The organism is Halomonas alkalisoli (assembly GCF_021412585.1).
GTDB classification, from domain to species: Bacteria; Pseudomonadota; Gammaproteobacteria; order Pseudomonadales; family Halomonadaceae; genus Halomonas; species Halomonas alkalisoli.
On record NZ_JAKCMI010000009.1, the window covers coordinates 70,241 to 86,300 of the forward strand.

A 16,060-nucleotide genomic window follows, 5' to 3' on the forward strand; every position below is an offset into this window, starting at 1 on the left:
CTACTCGACGGTAACCGACTTGGCCAGGTTACGCGGCTGGTCGACGTCGGTGCCCTTGAGTACCGCCACGTGGTAGCTCAGCAGCTGCAGCGGAATGGTATAGAGAATCGGTGCCAGGGCATCATGCACATGGGGCAGCCTGAGCACGCGTATGCCCTCTTCCTCTTCCAGCCCCACCGCTTCGTCGGCAAAGACGAACAGCTCGCCGCCACGGGCTCGCACTTCCTGGAGATTGGACTTCAACTTGTCGAGCAGTTCGTCGTTGGGCGCCACCGAGATGACCGGCATCTCGCTATCCACCAGGGCAAGGGGCCCGTGCTTGAGCTCACCGGCGGGATAGGCCTCGGCATGGATATAGGAGATCTCCTTGAGCTTCAGTGCACCTTCCAATGCAATGGGGAAATGCACGCCCCGGCCAAGAAAGAGCGCATGATTCTTCTCGGCAAAGGCCATCGACAGCGTCTCGATCTCGCCATCCAGTTTCAACACCTGCGACACCAGCCGTGGCAGGCCGCGCAGCCCGGCCACCAGCTCTGACTGAAGCTCGGAGGAAAGCCCCTTGATCCGGCCCAGGGCCAGGGTCAACAGCATCAGGCCGGTGAGCTGGGTGGTGAACGCCTTGGTCGAGGCCACGCCGATCTCGGGGCCGGCCTGGGTCATCAGGGTCAGATCGGATTCACGCACCAGCGAACTGCCCGGCACGTTACAGATCGCCAGGCTGCCCAGATAGCCCTGCTCGCGGGCAAAGCGCAGCGCGGCCAGGGTGTCGGCGGTTTCGCCGGACTGTGACAGCGTCACAAAGAGGGTCCCTTCGGGCACGACCACCGTCCGGTAACGATACTCGGAGGCCACCTCGACCTGGGCCGGAATCCCGGCATAGCGCTCCAGCCAATAGCGCGCCACCATCCCGGCATGGTAGCTGGTACCACAGGCCACGATATGGATCTGCCGGACACGCGCGAACAGCGCTTCGGCTCCGGGTCCGAAACTCTCCACCAGTACCGACTTGTCGCCCAGCCGGCCTTCCAGTGCCGCGGCGATCACCGCCGGCTGCTCGAAGATCTCCTTCTGCATGAAGTGGCGGTAGTCACCCTTGCTGGCGGCGCCATCGCCATGTTCGAACGTCTGGGTCTCCCGCGCGGCCGGCCGGCCGGCTTCATCGATGACCTCGACGCGGCCACCCTCGGAAAGGCGAACGACATCGCCCTCCTGCAGATAGATGAAGCGGTCGGTGACCTGCAGCAAGGCCAGCGGGTCGGACCCCAGGAAGGCCTCGTCGATACCCACCCCTACCACCAGGGGACTGCCCTTGCGCGCACCGACGATGACGTCGGGCTCATCGGCATGTACTACGGCCAGGGCATAGGCGCCTTCCAGCCGCTTCAGCACCCGCTGAACCGATGCCAGCAGGCCGTCGCCAAGACGATACTCACGCTCCAGCAGGTGGGCCACCACTTCGGTGTCGGTCTGCGACGCGAAGACATAGCCGGCGTCCTTGAGCTCGTGACGCAGCGCCTCGTGGTTCTCGATGATGCCGTTATGCACCACCGCCAGCCGATCACCCGAGGCGTGCGGGTGCGCATTGGCCTCACTGGGCTTGCCGTGGGTGGCCCAGCGGGTGTGGGCGATGCCACAGTGACCGGGCAGCGGTTCGGAGACAAGCCGCTGTTCCAGTGCGGCTACCTTGCCCAGCGCCCGGCAGCGCTGCAGCCCCGCCGAGGCAAGCACTGCCATGCCGGCCGAGTCGTAGCCGCGATACTCCAGGCGCCGCAGCCCCTCGAGCAGGATATTCTGCACATTGCGCTGGGCAACGGCGCCAACGATTCCACACATCGCGCTCTCCTCAGTAATCCTTTGCCTTGGTGGGCCGCGGCCAGTCCGCCTTGGCGATCTGCCGGCCTCGGGAGACCGCCAGCGCATTGTCGGCCACGTCCTTGCTGATCGTCGACCCCGCCCCCACGGTGGCGCCGCGGCCCACACTGACCGGAGCCACCAGGGCGGTATTGGAGCCGATGAAGGCGCCGTCGCCGATCTCGGTGCGATGCTTGTTGGCGCCGTCGTAATTGCAGGTGATGGTACCGGCACCGACGTTGACGTTGCGACCCAGTCGAGCGTCTCCCACATAGCTCAGGTGGTTGATCTTGCTATCCTCGCCCACCTCGACGTTCTTGGTCTCGACGAAATTTCCCACCTTGGCACCCACCGCCAGACGCGAGCCGGGGCGCAGCCGGGCGAAGGGCCCGATACGGTTGCGGCCGGCGATCACGGCCCCATCGATGACACTATGGGCCTCGATCACCGATTCGGCACCGATATGGCTGTCGCGAATCACGCAATGGGGGCCGATGCGAACACCTTCACCGAGCTCGACCTCGCCCTCGAAGACACAGCCCACGTCGATCTCCACGTCGTGGCCGCAGGTCAGACGACCGCGCACATCGAGCCGCGCCGGATCGAGCAGGGCCACGCCCTGGAGCATCAGCTGCTCGGCGATACGGGCCTGGTGTGCGCGCTCGAGCCGCGACATCTGCAGGCGGTTGTTGACTCCCTCCACCTCCAGCGGGTTGTCGGGCTGTGCGGTGGCGATCGCCACACCGTCGGCCGCCGCCATGGCGATGACATCGGTCAGGTAATACTCGCCCTGGGCGTTGTCGGCAGAAAGCTGGGGCAGCCAGCGCTGCAGCTGTGCTGCCGTCATGGCCATGATGCCGGTATTGCATTCACGCACCGCCAACTCCCGCTCGCTGGCATCCTTCTGCTCGACGATCGCGACGACCTCGCCGGCATCGTTGCGCAGGATGCGGCCATAGCCATTGGGGTCGTCGAGGGTCACGGTAAGCAGGCCCATGCGCGACTCGGTGACCTGATCGAGCAATACCGACAGGGTCTCGTGGCGAATCAGCGGCACGTCGCCGTACAGGACCAGTACCTTGCCCTTGCCAAGGCCATCGAGCGCCTGGGCCACCGCATGCCCGGTGCCTTTCTGCTCCGCCTGCAGCGCAAAGCGTACCGGATACTCGCCGAGTGCCTGACGCACCCGATCCGCGCCGTGACCGACCACGACATGCATCCGGTCGGCCTCGAGCCGCTGGGCGGTATCGATGACATGACACACCATCGGCTTGCCGGCCAGGCGGTGCAGTACCTTGGGCAGCTGCGAGCGCATCCGCGTCCCTTGCCCGGCGGCCAGAATCACCACGTCGAGGCTCATCTTGACTCCTTTTCCTTGGTTTATTGCGTATTGCGACAGTTTAACCTGCGGCATCTGCCGCCGCCGCACGGGTTGCTTGTTTCAGCGAACCTCGATCTCCATTTCCGCCATCCGCGACTGGCCGAAGTGGTCGGCAAAGGCAGACGTGGCCACGCTGGCCCAGCCGCCCTCTTCACGGATCAGCATCAATACCTTGAGATCCTGGTTCCGGGCCAGCGCCAGGCCCTCTTCGTCCCCCAGTACCATCAGCGCGGTCGCCCAGGCATCCGCCCAGGCGTTGGAAGGGTGCGCCACGGTGACCGATGCCAGACGATGATCGATGGGCCGTCCGGTTCGCGGGTCGAGGGTATGCGAGTAGCGCCGCCCCTCCTCCTCGAAGTAGTTGCGATAGTCCCCGGAGGTGGCCACCGAAATCGCCTCCAGCGGCAGGATATGCTGCGCTTCCTGGCGATCGTCCAGTGGCGCCTCGATACCGATGCGCCAGGGCTGGCTCTCGGCATCACGGTAGCCGCGCACGATCAGGTCGCCGCCGAGGTTGACCAGGTAGTGCTCGACGCCCTGCCCATCCAGGTAGGACGCCACCCGGTCCGTACCATGCCCCTTGGCCACCCCACCGAGATCGACGAAGACATCACTCATACGCCGGGCCTGCAGTGCATTCTCGTCGATCTCGATACTGTCCATCCCCACTTCGGCCAGGCGTTCACTCAGCGTGTCATCATCCGGTATCTCCCGGGGACGCGCCTCCGAGCCGAAGCTCCACAGGTTGACTATCCCGCCAATGGTCACGTCGAAGGCCCCGTTGCTCGCCTCGGCCACCGATGAACTGATCGCCAGTACCTCGATCAGTTCATCGGAGAGCGGCTGCCACTCCCCCACCGGCGACTGATTGAAGGCCATCAGCTCCGAATCCTCGCGGTAGATCGACATGACGGCATCCACGTCCTCGAGCACCTCGACCAATCCCTCCTCGAGCCGCTGCGCCTCTCCCTGGGTCAGGGAGTCGGCAATGGTGACCTGATAGAAGGAGCCGAAGATGGCGCCTTCGAGGAGTACCGGCGACTCCAGCGGACGATCGCTTTCCGAGCAGCCCACCAGCAGCAACAGCAGCGCCGCAGAGGCAAGAAGAGGGGGAAGTCGACGCATGATGATGAAGCTCTCCTCGAGAACAGCAGGGTTTCGCCTTGCGGCTACCAGAAGATCCATAGCAGCCAGAGGCCCAGAACGATGCGATAGACCACAAAGGGCTGCATGCCGATCCGTTTGATGAACGCCAGAAAGTAGTGAATGCAGACATAGGCGCTGATACCGGATATTACCGCTCCCACCAGCAATGCAGAAACCGCGATCGGCTCGGGGTCCCGGATCAGTTCGCTGATCTCCAGGCCTCCGGCCAGCACGATCACCGGAATCGACATCAGGAAGGAGAAGCGTGCCGCACCCTCCCGGCTCATCCCCAGCAGCAGGGCCGCGGTAATGGTGATACCCGAGCGTGAGGTGCCGGGAATCAGCGCCAGCGCCTGGGCCCCGCCTATCAGGAGCGCATCCTTCAGCGTGAGTTGGTACTCACTTCGCCCGGAGCGCCGCTGCCAGTCAGCATAACCCAGCAGAAGACCGAAGCCGATCAGGCTCATGCCGATCACCAGCGGTGAACGCATCACGGTTTCGATGGGTGTCTTGAAAATCAGGGCGGCAAGCCCGACGGGGAAGGTGGCCAGCAGCACCCAGCCGGCCAGGCGCCCATCCGCATCCATGCCACGGCCGCGAACGTAGCTCATCAGGCTGTCGCCCATACGCACCAGGTCATGGCGGAAATAGACCACCACCGCCGACAGGCTGCCGATATGCAGGGCCACATCGAAGGCCAGCCCCTGATCCTCCCACTGGGTCAGCACGGGTACCAGAACCAGGTGGGCGGAGCTGGAGATCGGCAGGAACTCGGTCAATCCCTGAACGAGGGCAAGTATCGCGACCTGAAGCCAATCCATGTGGCAGTCTCCTGACTGGAGCGTCGTAAGCAGCGGCGGTTGAACCCGCCAGACGCAGGGATGAAACGCTCCAGAGGATACACGCCCGATCGGCGGTTGACACGCCCCCACTGCTCCGGGAGGCTATGCTTCCCCCCGCTAGTCACTTTCGAAGGAGACCCCATGGCCGCAGAGATGATCAAGCCTGCCGTCCTGCTCATCGCCATTCCCTTCTCCATTCTGCTGTCGGTCATCCTGGTCGTGGTGATTCGCTCATGGCTCAAGAACAGGGAGTGACGACCGGCACCGTACCAGGGCGAACCGTGACACTTTCAAGGGTCCGACAGCCAAGCAGCGATCAAAGTCCCGTCAGTATCGCCGTGGCGATGCTGAAATAGATCACCACGCCGCAGGCATCGATGACAGTCGTCACCAGCGGCGCCGAGGCGGTGGCCGGGTCCCAGCCCACCCGGTTGAGCACGAACGGCAGGCACATGCCCAGGAGGCTGCCGAACAGCACGATGGTCACCATGCTCATGGCCACCACCATGGCCACCGCCTCGCCGCCGCGCATCACCCCGATGGGGGCCACGGCAAGCGCCATGGTCAGGCCCAGCGCTCCCGCCACCAGTAGCTCACGACCGAGCAGCTTGCTCCAGTCCTTGACTCCGACGTCGCCGGTGGCCATACCGCGCACCATCAGGGTCGCGGCCTGCGCCCCCGCGTTACCGCCACTGCCGATCAATAGCGGCAGGAAGAACACCAGCGCCACCTGAGCGGCGATGGTGTCCTCGAAGTAGGCGATGCCGGCACCGGAGAAGAGGTTGGCAAAGACCAGCAGTACCAGCCAGGTCACCCGCTTGCGATAGAGGCTCCAGATCGGCACCCGGCTGACGCCGTCCTCGAGCTGGCCGATGGACATCCCCTTGTGGAAATCCTCGGTGGCCTCGGACTCCGCCACGTCCATGGCGTCATCGTGGGTGACGATGCCCACCAGCCGCTCATCGTGGTCGGTGACCGGCATGGCCAGCAGGTCATAACGGGATATCAGGCGGGCGACCTCTTCCTGCTCCTCGTCCACCGAGATGCTGATCACATCCTTGATCATCAGGTCGTCGACCTGGGCCCCGGGCCTGGCCACCATCAGCTGACGCAGCGACATGGTGCCCGCCAGCCGGCCATCTCCGTCGATGATATAGAGCTGATAGACGGTCTCGGCGTCCGGTGCGGTCTGCCGCACCCGCATCATCGCCTGGGACACCGTCATGCCGCTGGGGATCGCGACATAATCCGAGGTCATGATCGCCCCGGCGGTGCCCTCTTCGTAGCTCGCCAGTCGCTTGAGGTCCTCGCGTTCCTGGCGTGCCATCCGACGCAGCAGCGTCTCGCGACGATCCTCGCCCAGCAGGTTGAACAGGTCGGCACGCTCATCCGACCCCATCTCCTCGAGAATCAACAGCAGCATGTCGTCGGAGATCGCCTCGGCGATCTCCAACTGCTCGTCGCCCGGCAGGTAGCCGAGCACATTGGCTCGACGCTCGATCGGAAGACAGTCCAGCAATCCCAGCACGAGGGGAAGGCCATCCTCCTCCTCGACGATATCCTCCAGGATCTCCGCCAGGTCGGCGGCACGCAGCTCGGGCAGCAGCTCATCGAGATGCTCCCTTTGCTCATCCTGCAGTGCCTCCAAAAGCGTATCTTTCTGTTCCTGAAGAGTTTCGTTCAGTGACATGGGCATCTCCTGGCGCCGCCACGAAAGTCGATGACTTTCACCAGCTCGGGGCGGATGAGGACGTTTCGGGAGCGACCCGAGGCATGGGCGACATCATAGCAGAGACGAAAACGCCCCTCGAACAGTGTTCGAGGGGCGTTTTACACGGTAAGGGCCCGGTTCAGCCCTTGCCGGCCTTCTTGCGCAGCTGCTGGATGGTACGCAGCTGTGCCACGGCTTCCGCGAGTTCGGCCGCGGCACGGCTGTAATCCAGCTCCGACGACTTGTCGTTGAACGCCTTCAGCGCATGCTGACGGGCTTCCTCGGCGGCGGCCTCATCGAGGTCGCCGGCCCGTGAAGCCGCATCGGCGAGGATGGTGACCACGTCCGGCTGCACTTCCAGGAAGCCGCCGGAGACGTAGAAGTTCTCTTCTGCGCCGCCGTCGTGGATCACCCGAATCGGACCTGGCTGAAGCTCGGTCAGCAGCGGGGCGTGCCCGGGCAGTATGCCCAGGTCGCCCATCATGCCGGAAGCGACGAGCTGCTCGATGTCACCCGAGAAGATCGCCTCTTCGGCGCTGACGATGTTGCACTTGAAGCTGTTCGCCATAGCGAAGTCCCCCTGGTGGACGGCCTTACTTCATCTGGTTGGCTTTCTCGACGGCCTCGTCAATGCTGCCCACCATGTAGAAGGCCTGCTCCGGCAGATCGTCGTATTCGCCACCAAGAATACCCTGGAAACCACGGATGGTGTCCTTCAGCGATACGTACTTGCCCGGAGCACCGGTGAACACCTCGGCAACGAAGAACGGCTGCGACAGGAAGCGCTGGATCTTCCGCGCCCGGGATACGGCCAGCTTGTCCTCGTCGGACAGCTCGTCCATGCCCAGGATCGCGATGATGTCCTTGAGCTCCTTGTAGCGCTGCAGCACGTTCTGCACGCCGCGCGCGGTGTCGTAGTGCTCTTCACCGACGACCAGCGGATCCAGCTGACGCGAAGTGGAGTCCAGCGGGTCGATGGCCGGGTAGATACCCAGCTCGGCGATGGAGCGCGCCAGTACCACGGTGGCGTCCAGGTGCGAGAAGGTGGTCGCCGGCGACGGGTCGGTCAAGTCATCCGCGGGCACGTAGACGGCCTGTACGGAAGTGATCGAGCCGGTCTTGGTGGAGGTGATACGCTCCTGCAGAACGCCCATCTCCTCGGCCAGGGTCGGCTGGTAGCCTACCGCAGAGGGCATACGGCCCAGCAGTGCGGATACCTCGGTGCCGGCCAGGGTATAACGGTAGATGTTGTCGACGAACAGCAGCACGTCGCGGCCTTCATCGCGGAACTTCTCGGCGATGGTCAGGCCGGTCAGGGCCACGCGCAGACGGTTGCCCGGCGGCTCGTTCATCTGACCGTAGACCAGCGATACCTTGTCGATAACGTTGGATTCGGTCATCTCGTGAAAGAAGTCGTTACCCTCACGCGTCCGCTCACCCACACCGGCGAACACGGAGTAACCGCTGTGCTCGGTGGCGATGTTGCGGATCAGCTCCATCATGTTGACCGTCTTGCCCACGCCGGCGCCGCCGAACAGGCCGACCTTGCCGCCCTTGGCGAACGGGCAGACCAGATCGATGACCTTGATGCCGGTCTCGAGCAGCTCGTTGGAAGCCGCCTGCTCGGCATAGGTCGGGGGCTTGCGGTGGATCGGCATGCGCTCAGCCTCACCGATGTCACCCGCTTCGTCGATCGGCTCGCCGAGCACGTTCATGATGCGACCCAGCGTCTCCTTGCCCACGGGCACGGAGATGGCGGCACCGGTGTTGGTGACCTCCATACCACGCTTGAGGCCCTCGGTGGAGCCCATGGCGATGGTGCGCACCACGCCGTCGCCCAGCTGCTGCTGGGTTTCGAGCACTGTCTCGGCAGTCGAGACCTTCAGCGCGTCGTAGACCTTGGGAACATCGTCCCGCGGAAACTCTACGTCAATCACCGCGCCGATGATTTGTACGATACGTCCGCTCATCTTGGTTCCTCTCAAATACCTGAAAATGAAACCTGCATGCCGGGAGGGCTACCCTCCCCTGGCGCTATACGGCGGCGGCGCCACCGACGATCTCGGAGATTTCCTGGGTGATGGCGGCCTGGCGGGCCTTGTTGTACACCATCTCCAGGTCGTCGATCAGACCGCCGGCGTTGTCAGTGGCGCTCTTCATCGCGATCATTCGCGCTGCCTGTTCGCAGGCGCCATTCTCGACCACCGACTGATAGACCTGCGATTCGATGAAACGAACCAGCAGACTATCGAGCAGCGCCTTGGCATCCGGCTCATACAGGTAGTCCCAGCTACCGGGACGCTTGTGTTCATCGTGATCCGTATCCGTTCCCATATCGGGAGACAGGGGCAATATCTGCCTGACCACCGGCTTCTGCGTCATGGTGTTGACGAACTCGTTGTACACCACGAACAGCCGATCCAGGCGCCCCTCGTCATACGCATCCAGCATGACCTTGACGCTACCGATCAGATCCTCGACCTCGGGCGACTCGCCCAGCCCGCTCTTCGCCGCCACCAGGTTGCCCCCGTAGCTCTTGAAGAAGCCGCTGGCCTTGCTGCCCAGGGCGCAGAAATCGAGCTCTGCGCCCTTGTCGCGCCATGCCTTGGCATCCCTGAGCACGGCCTTGAACAGGTTGACGTTCAGGCCGCCGCACAGGCCGCGGTCGGTGGATACCACGATATAGCCGACCCGCTTCGCGTCACGCTCGATCATGTAGTCGTGGCGGTACTCGGGGTTGGCGTCGGCAATATGGCTCACGACGTTGCGGATCTGACGGGCATAGGGCTGACTGGCCCTCATCAGATCTTGTGCCTTACGCATCTTCGATGCAGCCACCATTTCCATGGCGCTGGTGATCTTCTGCGTATTCTTGATGCTCCCGATCTGGGTGCGTATCTCTTTTGCAGCTGCCATAGCGATCTACCTCGTTCTTGACCCTCAGAAGATGTCCAGGGCCCACCCGCTGGGGGTGGGCCGGCGGCATTTACCAGCTCTGAGTGGCCTTGAACTTCTCGAGACCCGACTTCAAGCTTTCCTGGATCTCTTTGCTGTAGTCGCCGGTCTGGTTGATCTGATCGAGCAGCTCGGCATGTTCGGACTTCATGTAGTCGTGCAGGGCACGCTCGAAGTCCAGCACCTTGCTGACGTCCACGTCATCCAGGAAGCCTTCGTTGGCGGCGTACAGGGACACCCCCATCTCGGCCACGGACAGCGGCGAATACTGCTTCTGCTTCATCAGCTCGGTGACGCGCTGACCATGCTCCAGCTGCTTGCGGGTCGCTTCGTCCAGATCGGAGGCGAACTGCGAGAACGCCGCCAGCTCGCGATACTGGGCCAGTGCCAGACGCACACCGCCACCCAGCTTCTTGATGATCTTGGTCTGGGCCGCGCCACCCACCCGCGATACCGACAGACCGGCGTTGATGGCCGGGCGGACACCCGCGTTGAACAGGTCGGTCTCGAGGAAGATCTGGCCGTCGGTGATCGAGATCACGTTGGTCGGAACGAACGCGGAGACGTCGCCGCCCTGGGTCTCGATGATCGGCAGTGCGGTCAGCGAACCGGTCTTGCCCTTCACTTCACCGTTGGTGAACTTCTCGACGTACTCGACGTTGACGCGAGCGGCACGCTCGAGCAGGCGCGAGTGGAGATAGAAGACGTCACCCGGGTAGGCTTCACGGCCCGGCGGTCGACGCAGCAGCAGGGATACCTGACGGTAGGCCCAGGCCTGCTTGGTCAGATCGTCATAGACGATCAGGGCGTCCTGGCCGCGGTCGCGGAAGTACTCGCCCATGGTGCAACCCGCATAGGGGGCCAGGAACTGCATCGGGGCCGGATCGGCGGCGCCGGCGGCGACCACGATGGTGTGCTCCATGGCACCGTGCTCTTCGAGCTTGCGCACCACGTTGGCAATGGTCGACTGCTTCTGACCGATGGCGACGTAGATACAGGTGACGCCCTTGCCCTTCTGGTTGATGATGGCGTCGACGGCGATGGCCGACTTGCCGATCTGGCGGTCGCCGATGATCAGCTCACGCTGACCGCGACCGATCGGCACCATGGCGTCGATCGACTTGAGACCGGTCTGGATCGGCTCATCGACGGACTGACGGGTGATGACGCCCGGGGCGACCTTTTCCACCGCGTCGGTCATCTTGGCGTCGATGTCGCCCTTGCCGTCGATGGGGTTGCCCAGCGGGTCGACCACGCGGCCGACCAGTTCGGGGCCCACCGGCACCTCGAGGATACGACCGGTACAGCTGGCGGTCATGCCCTCTTCCAGCTGCAGGTAGTCACCCAGTACCACGGCGCCCACGGAGTCACGCTCCAGGTTGAGCACCATGCCGAAGATGTTGCCGGGGAATTCGATCATTTCACCGAACATCGCATCTTCGAGGCCGTGAATCTTCACGATGCCGTCGGAGACGCTGACGATGGTGCCCTGGTTACGGGCTTCGGATGCGACATCCAGCTTTTCGATACGCTGCTTGATGATGTCGCTGATCTCGGAAGGATTCAGTTGCTGCATGCCATGTCCCTCAGACTCAGGCGATAAGGGCTTCGGAGAGGCGATTCAGTCGACCGCGCACCGACCCGTCGATGACGGTATCGCCGGCGCGCAGGACGACGCCTCCGAGAAGCTTCGGATCCACCTGAGTGGTAATGGAGATTTCGCGATTCAGCCGCTTCTTGAGCGCGCCGGCGAGCTTGTTCTGCTGCTTGTCGTCGAGCGCATAGGCCGTGACCACGGTGACGTCGATGCGCTTCTCGTGGTCGGCGCGCAGGCGCTCGAATTGCTCGGCGATGGCACCCAAGGCCGATAGCCGCCCCTTGTCACCCAGGGCTTCGAGGAAGCGACGACCAGCATCGTCCACGCTGATGTCGGCGACCTCGATCACCATCTCGACCTTGCGGTCGGTGGCAATCTTGGGGCTCGCGATCAATTTCTGAGCATCACGCTCCGCGACGACCTGGCCCAGCTTGACCAGCATGTCGGACCAGGCTTCAAGCGCCTTGTGGTCCCGCGCATACTCGAACGCGGCATTGGCGTAGGGTCGTGCGACAGTAGACGTTTCCGCCATGGGTCACCTCCTTCACAGTTCGGCAGCAAGCTTGTCTAGCAGCTTGCGGTGTGCCTTCTCGTCGATGGAGGCTTCCAGAACACGCTCGGCACCGACAATGGCCAACGAGGCCACCTGGGCGCGAAGCTCTTCCTTGGCGCGATTGATTTCCTGATTGATCTCGGCACGGGCTCCGGCCACCAGGCGCTCGCCTTCGGCGCGGGCCTGCTCGCGGGCCTCCTCGATCATCTGGCTGGAACGCTTGTTCGCCTGATCGAGAATCTGAGAGGCCTGCTCCTTGCTCTCGCGCAGCGTCTGAGCTGCCTGCTCCTGAGCAAGCTCGAGGTCGCGAGACGCCCGGCTGGCTGCGTCGAGGCCATCGGCAATCTTCTTCTGGCGCTCATGAAGCGCAGTGCTGATCGGCGGCCATACGTACTTGATGCAGAACCAGACAAAGATCGCAAAGGCGATCGTTTGCCCGATAAGCGTCATGTTGATATTCACGGGTATGTACCTCTGACGGGTTCGTGGCGACCGGATAGAAGCGAACCGAGCGCCTCAGCGCTCGGTGCTGTCATTAACCGGCAACGACGAAGATCAGGTACATCGCGATACCAACACCGATCATCGGCACGGCGTCGAGCAGGCCAGCCATGATGAAGGTACGGGTCTGCAGCTGGTCGCCAAGCTCAGGCTGACGCGCGGTGGACTCGAGCAGTTTGCCGCCCAGCAGGGCGAAGCCAATGCCGGTTGCCAGGGCGCTGACGCTGATGATGATGGCGGCGGCAAGGTAGACGATTTCCATGATATTGCTCCTAGTTTTACGTTGAGGTCAGGTTTCAAGTTACCGCGTTTGCAAAATTGCTTGGCTCAGTGGTGCTCGTGAGCGGCACTCAGGTACACGATCGACAGCGTCGTGAAGATGAACGCCTGCAGTGACACCACCAGGATATGGAAGATGGCCCAGGGCACATCCAGCACCCAGATCGCCCAGAACGGCAGCAGCGCGATCAGGATGAAGATCACCTCACCCGCGAACATGTTGCCGAACAGACGCAGTGCCAGGCTGATCGGTTTGACGATCAGGCCGACGATTTCGAGGATCAGGTTGAAGGGAATCAGCAGCCAGTGGTTGAACGGCGTGAGCGAGAGCTCCTTGGCGAACCCGCCGGCACCCTTGACCTTGATGCTGTAGAAGACGATCAGGAAGAACACGCCCAGCGCCATGCCCAGGGTGGCATTGACGTCGGTGGTGGGCACGATCTTCATGTACTCGAGGCCCAGGCGACCGAACAGCTCCGGGAAGTAGTCGACCGGCAGGATCTTCAGCGTATTCATCAGCAGGATCCAGACGAACAGCGTCAGCGCTATCGGCGCGATGTGCGGATTCTTGCCGTGGAAGGTGGAGCGGGTCAGGTTCTCGATGAACTCGATGACCATCTCGACAGCGTTCTGCAGCCCGCCGGGGACTCCGGTGGTGGCCATGCGGCCTGCCTTGTGGAACAGCCCCAGGAACAGCACACCCATGGCAATGGACCAGCCCATGGTATCCAGGTGAATGGCCCAGAAGCCCATCTCGGTGGCTTCGGCGGAGGTACTGGCAAGCGACCAGCCATTCTCGGGATGCCTGCCGAAGGTCAGGTTCTGGAGGTGGTGCTGTATGTAATAGATGGCGGATATTTCATTATCTGCTGCCATACGCTGCTTACCTCAGGTTCGGTGGGTCGGCCGGTCACGCAAGAGCCAGGGTGTGAGCCAGTGCATGAGTTGAGCCGCCACATATGCGACAAAGAAAAAAGCCGGGTTTGAGGGGGGCACTGTGACGAAGACAATCACGAACAGTGCTACCGTCAAACCGAACTTGCCCATCGCTGCCTGATAGAGATTCATCACGCTGACCCGCGGCCGACGGCCATCCCGTATGCGCAAGCCACGCCAGACGAAATAGAGCGTGGGCACCAGGCTGACCGCGCCACCAAGCAGGGCAGACAGCACCCCCTCGTGGCCATGCCGCAGGCCGGCCAGCAACGCGACGATCAGGGTGGCCAGACCCTGAGCCAGGAACAGGCGGGTGAAATCCAGGCGCCGGCGCCTTGTGGCAACGTGTCTGTGCATCCTGTCGACATTTCCTGCCCCGCCTTGGCAGGGTTCGGGTGCCGGCTGTACCGAGCATGACACTCAGGCAAACAACGGCGGATTATAGGGAAGCGCCTCTGGGCCTTCAACCGAACAACGCTCTTTTGCTGCCGAATGGTGCGACTTTGCGACCAAAGGTGCAAGGATTGTCGACACATGCGCTCCGATCTGACGCCATCGCAGCGCCTAGCGAATGTGTTCCAGGATGCCGTCGAGCTCATCCAGGCTCGAATAGCGAATCGTGACCCGACCCTTGCCGCCTCGACCGTGCTGAATCTTGACCGGCGCGCCGAGCACTTCGCCAAGCCGGGTCTCGAGGCGGGCCACGTCGGGGCTGGTGGCGGCCGCCTCGGGCTTCCTCGGTTCGCCGTTCACCAGGCGCTTGACCAGCGCTTCCGTGTCGCGAACCGTCAGGTCCTTGTTGACCACTTCGTGGGCGGCCTTGCGCTGCCTGGCACCGGAGAGTGCCAGCAGGGCCCGGGCATGGCCCATGTCCAGGTCGCCGCGTTCGAGCAGGGTCTGCACTTCAGGATCCAGCGTCAACAGACGCAGCAGGTTGGCCACCTGGGCACGGGAACGACCGACGGCATCCGCGACCTGTTGCTGGGTCAGCTCGAACTCCTCGAGCAGCCGCTTAAGCGCCATGGCCTCCTCGACGGGGTTGAGATCCTCGCGCTGGATGTTCTCGATCAGGGCCAGGGCCAGGGCCACTTCGTCGGTGACTTCACGGATCACCGCCGGAATGGTGTCGAGCTCGGCCAGCTGGGCGGCCCGCCAGCGCCGCTCCCCGGCGATGATCTCGTAGCGCGCCTCGCCGATGGGCCGCACCACGATGGGCTGCATCACCCCCTGGGCACGGATCGAGTCGGCCAGCTCTTCCAGCGCCTCGGGCTGGATGTCCCGGCGTGGCTGGTACTTGCCGCGAGACAGCTGGCCCAGCGGCAGTCGCTCGAGGCGATCCTCGGCAACCACTGCAGGCGGTGCCTCGCCTTCATTGAGGACATCGATCTCGACCTCGGGCAGCTCGAGGCTCTCGCGGCGGCGGGCACCGGCACCGATCAGGGCATCCAGGCCGCGGCCCAGGGCGCGTTTTCGCGTCATTTATCTTCCCTCATCATCACAACGAGCATGTGTCGGCAACGATACGAACCGACGTTACAGCGACAGCCGGCGTATCAGCTCCTTGGCCAGTACCCGGTGGGCCTGGCTGCCTCGCGAGAAGCGCGCATACTTGGTCACCGGCAGCCCATGGCTCGGCGCCTCGGCCACGCGCACGTTACGCGGGATGGTGGTCTTGAGCAGGGCTTCGCCGAAATAGTCCCGCAGCTGCTTGCTGACGTCGCGGGTGAGGCTGTTGCGCGAGTCGAACATGGTGCGCAGGATGCCGTAGATGGCCAGCCCCGGGTTCACCCGGTCCTTGATCTGCTCGACGGTATCGAGCAGTGCCGAGAGCCCCTCCAGGGCATAGAATTCGCACTGCAGGGGGATCAGCACGCCATCGGCTGCGGTCAGGGCGTTGACCGTCAGCATGTTGAGCGACGGCGGGCAGTCGATCAGCACCACGTCGTATTCACCGGCGACCGGCTTCAGGGCTTCGATCAGACAGCGCTCACGCCCTTCGTGGCGATCGAGCAGCTCCACCTCGGCAGCGGTGAGATCACCGTTGCCCGGCAGCAGGGCGTAGCCGGCCGCGGGGCAGTCGAGCATCACCTCCAGGGCGCTCTTGTCGCCCAGCAGCATGTCGAGCACGCTGCCATCCAGGCTGTGCTTGTCGATACCGCTGCCCATGGTGGCATGACCCTGGGGGTCGAGATCGACCAGCAGCACGCGACGATCCAGCGCCGCCAGGCTGGCGGCCAGGTTGACGGCGGTGGTGGTCTTGCCCACGCCGCCCTTCTGGTTGGTCAAGGCGATTATCTGGGTCACGGGC

Annotated in this window: 16 protein-coding genes; all 16 read right to left on the reverse strand. The window is 63.5% G+C overall.

Translation table 11 applies throughout. From position 1 onward, the window contains the following. The 16 genes from glmS to LY622_RS01570 all read right to left on the reverse strand — a co-directional run bounded on the left by glmS (window position 1) and on the right by LY622_RS01570 (window position 16,056). Window positions 1-1,833 (reverse strand): glutamine--fructose-6-phosphate transaminase (isomerizing), encoded by a 1,833-nt coding sequence (gene glmS, locus LY622_RS01495; RefSeq protein ID WP_234289265.1) that lies wholly within the window; start codon window positions 1,831-1,833, stop codon window positions 1-3. A 10-nt stretch (window positions 1,834-1,843) separates the two neighbouring features. Next, window positions 1,844-3,211, reverse strand: a complete 1,368-nt coding sequence (glmU, locus tag LY622_RS01500) for a bifunctional UDP-N-acetylglucosamine diphosphorylase/glucosamine-1-phosphate N-acetyltransferase GlmU (protein WP_234289266.1) — start codon at window positions 3,209-3,211, stop codon at window positions 1,844-1,846. Window positions 3,212-3,292: 81 nt separating this feature from the next. After that, window positions 3,293-4,357, reverse strand: coding sequence for an FAD:protein FMN transferase (locus LY622_RS01505; RefSeq protein WP_234289267.1), 1,065 nt, complete (start codon window positions 4,355-4,357; stop codon window positions 3,293-3,295). Between the two features lie 44 nt (window positions 4,358-4,401). Beyond that, window positions 4,402-5,199, reverse strand: a complete 798-nt coding sequence (locus LY622_RS01510) for an undecaprenyl-diphosphate phosphatase (protein ID WP_234289268.1) — start codon at window positions 5,197-5,199, stop codon at window positions 4,402-4,404. 337 nt (window positions 5,200-5,536) lie between these two features. Continuing rightward, on the reverse strand, window positions 5,537-6,910 hold the full coding sequence (gene mgtE / locus LY622_RS01515; protein ID WP_234289269.1) for a magnesium transporter: 1,374 nt from the start codon (window positions 6,908-6,910) through the stop codon (window positions 5,537-5,539). 160 nt (window positions 6,911-7,070) lie between these two features. Beyond that, entirely contained in the window at window positions 7,071-7,499 is a 429-nt protein-coding gene (locus LY622_RS01520; RefSeq protein ID WP_234279846.1) for a F0F1 ATP synthase subunit epsilon, read from the reverse strand. Between the two features lie 25 nt (window positions 7,500-7,524). Further along, on the reverse strand, window positions 7,525-8,901 hold the full coding sequence (atpD, locus tag LY622_RS01525) for a F0F1 ATP synthase subunit beta (protein ID WP_234289270.1): 1,377 nt from the start codon (window positions 8,899-8,901) through the stop codon (window positions 7,525-7,527). Between the two features lie 64 nt (window positions 8,902-8,965). After that, window positions 8,966-9,847 (reverse strand): F0F1 ATP synthase subunit gamma, encoded by an 882-nt coding sequence (gene atpG / locus LY622_RS01530; protein WP_234289271.1) that lies wholly within the window; start codon window positions 9,845-9,847, stop codon window positions 8,966-8,968. 70 nt (window positions 9,848-9,917) lie between these two features. Beyond that, window positions 9,918-11,462 (reverse strand): F0F1 ATP synthase subunit alpha, encoded by a 1,545-nt coding sequence (atpA, locus tag LY622_RS01535; protein ID WP_234289272.1) that lies wholly within the window; start codon window positions 11,460-11,462, stop codon window positions 9,918-9,920. A 16-nt stretch (window positions 11,463-11,478) separates the two neighbouring features. Continuing rightward, complete coding sequence (locus LY622_RS01540) at window positions 11,479-12,015, reverse strand: F0F1 ATP synthase subunit delta (protein ID WP_234289273.1); 537 nt, start codon at window positions 12,013-12,015, stop codon at window positions 11,479-11,481. A 12-nt stretch (window positions 12,016-12,027) separates the two neighbouring features. Continuing rightward, window positions 12,028-12,498 carry a F0F1 ATP synthase subunit B gene (locus tag LY622_RS01545; RefSeq protein WP_234279851.1) on the reverse strand — a complete coding sequence of 157 codons (471 nt, stop codon included), beginning with the start codon at window positions 12,496-12,498 and terminating at the stop codon, window positions 12,028-12,030. A 73-nt stretch (window positions 12,499-12,571) separates the two neighbouring features. Next, window positions 12,572-12,799, reverse strand: a complete 228-nt coding sequence (gene atpE / locus LY622_RS01550; protein WP_234289274.1) for a F0F1 ATP synthase subunit C — start codon at window positions 12,797-12,799, stop codon at window positions 12,572-12,574. A 65-nt stretch (window positions 12,800-12,864) separates the two neighbouring features. Continuing rightward, complete coding sequence (gene atpB / locus LY622_RS01555) at window positions 12,865-13,692, reverse strand: F0F1 ATP synthase subunit A (RefSeq protein ID WP_234289275.1); 828 nt, start codon at window positions 13,690-13,692, stop codon at window positions 12,865-12,867. Window positions 13,693-13,704: 12 nt separating this feature from the next. After that, a complete protein-coding gene (locus tag LY622_RS01560) occupies window positions 13,705-14,109 on the reverse strand; it encodes an ATP synthase subunit I (protein ID WP_234289276.1) in 405 nt (134 codons plus the stop codon). Window positions 14,110-14,316: 207 nt separating this feature from the next. After that, window positions 14,317-15,231 (reverse strand): ParB/RepB/Spo0J family partition protein, encoded by a 915-nt coding sequence (locus LY622_RS01565; protein WP_234289277.1) that lies wholly within the window; start codon window positions 15,229-15,231, stop codon window positions 14,317-14,319. A gap of 54 nt (window positions 15,232-15,285) precedes the next feature. Next, complete coding sequence (locus LY622_RS01570; protein ID WP_234289278.1) at window positions 15,286-16,056, reverse strand: ParA family protein; 771 nt, start codon at window positions 16,054-16,056, stop codon at window positions 15,286-15,288. Window positions 16,057-16,060 lie beyond the last annotated feature (4 nt).

What these genes read in the sequence shown, in the direction of transcription:
- glmS (WP_234289265.1), bottom strand. Translation starts at nt 1,833, where the DNA reads ATGTGTGGAATCGTTGGCGCCGTTGCCCAGCGCAATGTGCAGAATATC.
- glmU (WP_234289266.1), bottom strand. Translation starts at nt 3,211, where the DNA reads ATGAGCCTCGACGTGGTGATTCTGGCCGCCGGGCAAGGGACGCGGATG.
- LY622_RS01505 (WP_234289267.1), bottom strand. Translation starts at nt 4,357, where the DNA reads ATGCGTCGACTTCCCCCTCTTCTTGCCTCTGCGGCGCTGCTGTTGCTG.
- LY622_RS01510 (WP_234289268.1), bottom strand. Translation starts at nt 5,199, where the DNA reads ATGGATTGGCTTCAGGTCGCGATACTTGCCCTCGTTCAGGGATTGACC.
- mgtE (WP_234289269.1), bottom strand. Translation starts at nt 6,910, where the DNA reads ATGTCACTGAACGAAACTCTTCAGGAACAGAAAGATACGCTTTTGGAG.
- LY622_RS01520 (WP_234279846.1), bottom strand. Translation starts at nt 7,499, where the DNA reads ATGGCGAACAGCTTCAAGTGCAACATCGTCAGCGCCGAAGAGGCGATC.
- atpD (WP_234289270.1), bottom strand. Translation starts at nt 8,901, where the DNA reads ATGAGCGGACGTATCGTACAAATCATCGGCGCGGTGATTGACGTAGAG.
- atpG (WP_234289271.1), bottom strand. Translation starts at nt 9,847, where the DNA reads ATGGCAGCTGCAAAAGAGATACGCACCCAGATCGGGAGCATCAAGAAT.
- atpA (WP_234289272.1), bottom strand. Translation starts at nt 11,462, where the DNA reads ATGCAGCAACTGAATCCTTCCGAGATCAGCGACATCATCAAGCAGCGT.
- LY622_RS01540 (WP_234289273.1), bottom strand. Translation starts at nt 12,015, where the DNA reads ATGGCGGAAACGTCTACTGTCGCACGACCCTACGCCAATGCCGCGTTC.
- atpE (WP_234289274.1), bottom strand. Translation starts at nt 12,799, where the DNA reads ATGGAAATCGTCTACCTTGCCGCCGCCATCATCATCAGCGTCAGCGCC.
- atpB (WP_234289275.1), bottom strand. Translation starts at nt 13,692, where the DNA reads ATGGCAGCAGATAATGAAATATCCGCCATCTATTACATACAGCACCAC.
- LY622_RS01560 (WP_234289276.1), bottom strand. Translation starts at nt 14,109, where the DNA reads ATGCACAGACACGTTGCCACAAGGCGCCGGCGCCTGGATTTCACCCGC.
- LY622_RS01565 (WP_234289277.1), bottom strand. Translation starts at nt 15,231, where the DNA reads ATGACGCGAAAACGCGCCCTGGGCCGCGGCCTGGATGCCCTGATCGGT.